This is a genomic window from Clostridium mucosae, from assembly GCF_024622765.1.
In the GTDB taxonomy this organism is placed as follows: domain Bacteria; phylum Bacillota; class Clostridia; order Clostridiales; family Clostridiaceae; genus Clostridium.
The window spans coordinates 1-4,577 of the sequence record NZ_JANKAF010000044.1; the positions used below are offsets into that span (position 1 = coordinate 1).

The following is a 4,577-nucleotide window of genomic DNA, read 5'->3' on the forward strand; positions in this document are numbered from 1 at the left end:
ATGGAGAAATAACAAAGGCAGAATTAAAGAACAAGAGAATAGAAGGAACTCTTGAGTTTGAAAAGACTGATGTATCTACAGGCGAAGTTATTGAAGGTGCACATATTAAAATAGAATGTGTAGAAGGCTTTAATAAAGGTCAAGTTATAGAATTTGTATCAAGTAAAGATGGTAATAAATTTGAATTAGAGTATGGTAAGTATAAATATTATGAAACATTACCACCAGAAGGTTATGAGTTAACTACAGAAGTTGGAGAGTTTGAAATAACTGAAGATGGACAAATAGTTAAAGCAGAACTTAAAAATAAGAGAATAGCTGAAAGTTTACCGTATACAGGTGGAACAGATACAACTGTTGTTTTAGGAATAGCATTAATAATGACTCTTGCTGGAGTAATAATGTTAAGATATAAAAAAGCTACAAACTAGCTTTTATTTTTTTACAATAAAATATTGGAAGGTGTTTATAATAGCACCTTCTAAATTTTTGGGAGGTTTTATTATGATGGATTTTTGTATGGAAATACTTGCTCCAATAGTATTGATGGGAGCATTTATTTTATTGCTTACTATATTTGTATATTTAATTTGGGAGTGTTGTAGTAGAGTAAAAAATTTGAGAAATAATAAATATATTTGTGATGAATCTAAAGAATATGAAGATAGCGATAACGAGGACAGAGACGCAGTTGAAAGAGCTATTATAGTAATAGGAAATGAAAAGATAGAAGTTGATATTGAGTATTATGATATTGACGATACTACTGTTGAAATAGAAAGTAAAGATGGAAAAGTATATATAACAGATATTAAAAATATTTTATTGATAAGTGAAAAATTTAATGAGGATGGTAAGATTGATTAGTAAAGTGTTAGTAGTGATTTGATTAATAATATTTTTTATTGATTTATACAAAAGAATTAAAAATTTAAAAGAAATGAGGAATTAGATATGAATAATGGAAATGTAAAAAGAAAAACAATGGGAGAATTTCAAAATAAGTTGTTTGACACAGAGAATAGTATTTTAAATGATCTTAAAGGAGAAATATACATAGGAAAAAGTAGTGAAGAAAAAGTAATAATATTTAGTAAAAAAATAAAAAGATGACATATTGATATAACGGATATAGTTTTAGGAATTATATTAAATTTACTTGTATCAATATTAGTAATGTTAATTTTATTGAGAATAATATTAGAAGTATAGAATGTGTCCCCAGGGGATACTATTTAATCGTTAAAGGAAGTGAAATTATGCTAGAGAGTATAAAAAGTGATTTTATAAGATTTGGAGGAATGGAGTTAATGGGGAAAATAATAATAGGCTTGTCTATTTTTATTCTAGGGATAAAGATTATAAAAGATATTTATAATATGGAAATTTCAAGTAATTATAAAGCTAGAAAAAAAGATATAATAAAAGATATAATAAATAGAATTATTTCTTATATAATTTACTTTATACATACAATAATTGTTGTATTAGGGATATTTAATATAAAATTATTAAATATAAATTTAGTTTGGTTATCTATAATATTAGTAATATATATAGGTTTAAGGATATGGAGTAAACTATACGCAAGGGATAAAAAAGATATAGTAGAAATTTATAAAGATAGAAAGTTAGTAGATAGTGTAAAAGTAAAAGATGGAAAAGTTGAAATTTCAAATTTACCTTGTGGAAAATATATTATTAAAGAGTATTTATAGTAAGTAGTTTTAATAAAGAAAATTATATATCAAGTTTTAGAAGTGTCTCCAGGGGACATTTTTATAAATAGTATTAGTAAAGTAAATATTAGTGTTTGTTTTTCTAATATTACTTTAAATTATGAGCAAATATGTTAGATATTTAATTATGGAGAGAAAAAATGACAATTCTTATTTTAATAGGGTTAACTTTATTAAGTTTTATAATTTATATTATTTTTGAAACTAATGAAGAGATGAGAGAAAGAGAAAATGCTATAGAATAATACAAGTATATAATTAGAAGTTATATTAAAAAATTAGTGTGATTTTAAGGAGGAATTTTTATGAAAGGTAAAAAGCCAACAAGAGAGCAAAAGAATATTATGCAAGGGAGAAGATTAAATCCTAGTAATTGGTTAGTGATAAAAAATCTAACAAATCAATTACATATTCAACATAGAGAAACTAGGAAAATTAGAATATTAAATATTGATTGATATATAGGAGAAATGGAATGTGTTTTTTAGTCGTTTTATTTTTTTTGAGTAGTATATGTATTTGTGCATATATTTCGATTGATAGTGGTTTAGTGTATATGATTGAGTTTAAATATATTGTAATTATAGTTATAGTAATTTCAATTATTATGTTGATATCTGGGATTATAGAATCAATAGAAAAAGGAAATGCTGACATAGTAGTCAGATATATAGAAAAGAAGAGTAAGGAAGAAATTATAAACTCAAGATTTAAATTATATATAATATCGGAAATACTATATAGGGCTACACCATTTTATAAAAGTGATGGAGTAATTACTAAAACTGAAGAAATGAAAAAAGTATTTGAGAAATATAAAGAAAAAATAGATATAGATGTATATGAGTTTATAGATGAATATAGAAGATGTTTTGATGTAAGAAAAGTTAGTGATGAAATTGAAGAGAAGATAAAACTTAGAATATGGACAGATTTAATACATTTTGTATTAATTACAGATTTTGAAATAAATAAGCATATTTTAGAAGTGATAGAGATTGAAAAATTTAAAAAATATCTAAGAAACCATAAAAAGATAGAGGTTTCTATCTTTTTAGGTTATTAGTAATTTTTTTACAAAAGTTGATGGTTTTATTCGGAAAATTAATAAAGATTTTTAATGGTAAGCATTCTAATTTTTCTGTTTTTATAAAAATAGAAAGCTTGTGATTTTTAGGGCAAGCTATTTTTAAACCAGCATAAGCATTAAAATTTTTTTTGCATAGAACACAGTAAAGCTCTTCGTCATTCGATAAATATTTAGGATATATATATATAAATATATTTGAAGACAATGTTTTACTCTTGTAAATAGCTTTGGTAAGTAAATTAAGTAAAATAAATATAATAGCCCATATAAATATGTATGAAAAAAAATTCTTAGCACCACTTAAAAGTATAGCAGTACCAAAAAGTGAAATTAGAAAAAATATCGATAGCCGTAAAAGGATTCTAAAAAATGGAGGAAGAATCCATTCGGATTTGTTAAAGTTAATTTCAGTAGATAAAATATCATAGTAAAAATTATATATATAGTTTAAGTGTGTATTAAGAAAATAGTTTTTAGTAAGAGAATATTTTTCTTTTTCTTTAGAATTTTTTTTGTATGTATTAGATTTTTCAGATTCTAATATAGAAAGTAAAAGCGTTTTAGAATGGTTGTCAAATAAGTGAAGATTTTTAATGAAGAAATCTTTTCTTTTTTTAGATGAAAAAATTTTTTGGGAAAGATAAGTTGATTTATTAACTAATAAATCATTATAAAAATCACGCATTAACAGATTTTTATTTGAAATAGATGTGTCTTTTTTTAGCTTATTTAAATTAAACGTGGATATTCCCAATGTTACAAGTAGAGATAAAAAAGAAATTGCAATTAAAAAAAGATCTTTGTAAGTATTTAAAAAGTTTAATAAATCATTCATAAAATATTACCTTCCTTATAAATAATTAACATAAAAGTTTTTATTTAGTATAGCATGGATATTTGAAGTTAGTAAAATATTTTTTGATATTTAAAAATAAATGGAGGATTTGAAATTGATAGATGGAGTTATTAGAATTAAAGTTTGTGAGTTTAGAGCTAGAAATATTAAAGAAAATGAGATGACATATATTGAGGTTGAAAAAGTAAATGGAAGCTATTTTTATATTAATTATAAAGGCGAAAGAAGTTTTGAATATAAAAGTATAGAGGAAATAAAAGAAGATATTAAAAATCTTTATGGAGAATATAAAGATTTTAGATTGTTAATATAGAAAGTTTATTAAAAGAACTATAGAAAGGAAATAAAATGAGGGGAAAATTTATAAATTATAGAAAATGTGAAGGGTGTAATTTTGAAAGTGAGGAAGATCTAACTAAATCATATTATGAATGTGGGTTAATGGTAATTGATGAAAAAAATGATTTAGAGATAATTTGTTTGTATATGGATAAAAGTGATAATGAAATTAAAGAAAGAAAATTTGATGGTTTTAGTAGCTTTGGCAAGTGGGTGGCTGATAATGTAACAGAAGTTATACTTATAGATATTATTCAGGAGGAAGAATAAATAATAAAAGGAGTTGATTGTTTGAGAATAAAAACTTATACAAATATATGGCGTATAGAAGGGATTCTATACAGTATATATGATATTAAATTACCAGTTCCAGTTACTTATGCACAAATAGGATATTTAGTTTTTTCATTTCTATTTATAATTATATTTTCTGATATTTTTCCATTATCTATTATTAATAATAAATTACTTAAACATTTTGTTATTCCAATAGGTTTTGCGTGGCTTATGTCTAAAAAAACTTTTGATGGAAAAAAGCCATATAGTTTTATTG

Annotated in this window: 10 protein-coding genes; 9 read left to right on the forward strand and 1 reads right to left on the reverse strand. The window is 23.2% G+C overall.

From position 1 onward, the window contains the following. The 6 genes from NSA50_RS19370 to NSA50_RS19395 form a co-directional block, all read left to right on the forward strand. Positions 1–431 (forward strand): prealbumin-like fold domain-containing protein (locus NSA50_RS19370; protein WP_257448099.1); only part of this gene is annotated, 431 nt, incomplete at its 5' end. A gap of 73 nt (positions 432–504) precedes the next feature. Then, positions 505–867, forward strand: a complete 363-nt coding sequence (locus NSA50_RS19375) for a hypothetical protein (RefSeq protein ID WP_257448102.1) — start codon at positions 505–507, stop codon at positions 865–867. A gap of 87 nt (positions 868–954) precedes the next feature. Next, on the forward strand, positions 955–1,113 hold the full coding sequence (locus NSA50_RS19380) for a hypothetical protein (protein WP_257448105.1): 159 nt from the start codon (positions 955–957) through the stop codon (positions 1,111–1,113). Between the two features lie 146 nt (positions 1,114–1,259). Then, on the forward strand, positions 1,260–1,718 hold the full coding sequence (locus tag NSA50_RS19385) for a prealbumin-like fold domain-containing protein (protein WP_257448108.1): 459 nt from the start codon (positions 1,260–1,262) through the stop codon (positions 1,716–1,718). Positions 1,719–2,044: 326 nt separating this feature from the next. After that, the gene (locus NSA50_RS19390) at positions 2,045–2,197 is read left to right on the forward strand and encodes a DUF6906 family protein (RefSeq protein WP_257448111.1); all 153 of its coding nucleotides are present in this window, start codon (positions 2,045–2,047) and stop codon (positions 2,195–2,197) included. A 44-nt stretch (positions 2,198–2,241) separates the two neighbouring features. Then, positions 2,242–2,805: a hypothetical protein gene (locus NSA50_RS19395; RefSeq protein WP_257448114.1), complete on the forward strand. Its 564-nt coding sequence runs from the start codon at positions 2,242–2,244 to the stop codon at positions 2,803–2,805. Here NSA50_RS19395 and NSA50_RS19400 read toward each other — a convergent pair. After that, positions 2,786–3,664 carry a hypothetical protein gene (locus NSA50_RS19400; RefSeq protein ID WP_257448117.1) on the reverse strand — a complete coding sequence of 293 codons (879 nt, stop codon included), beginning with the start codon at positions 3,662–3,664 and terminating at the stop codon, positions 2,786–2,788. The two genes, NSA50_RS19395 and NSA50_RS19400, sit on opposite strands and share 20 nt — an antisense overlap. 115 nt (positions 3,665–3,779) lie before the next feature. Between NSA50_RS19400 and NSA50_RS19405 the strand changes: the two genes are divergently transcribed. The 3 genes from NSA50_RS19405 to NSA50_RS19415 all read left to right on the forward strand — a co-directional run. Continuing rightward, positions 3,780–3,998, forward strand: a complete 219-nt coding sequence (locus NSA50_RS19405) for a hypothetical protein (protein WP_257429787.1) — start codon at positions 3,780–3,782, stop codon at positions 3,996–3,998. 35 nt (positions 3,999–4,033) lie between these two features. Beyond that, the gene (locus NSA50_RS19410) at positions 4,034–4,294 is read left to right on the forward strand and encodes a hypothetical protein (protein WP_257429790.1); all 261 of its coding nucleotides are present in this window, start codon (positions 4,034–4,036) and stop codon (positions 4,292–4,294) included. 21 nt (positions 4,295–4,315) lie between these two features. Next, positions 4,316–4,577 (forward strand): conjugal transfer protein (locus NSA50_RS19415; RefSeq protein WP_257448121.1); only part of this gene is annotated, 262 nt, incomplete at its 3' end.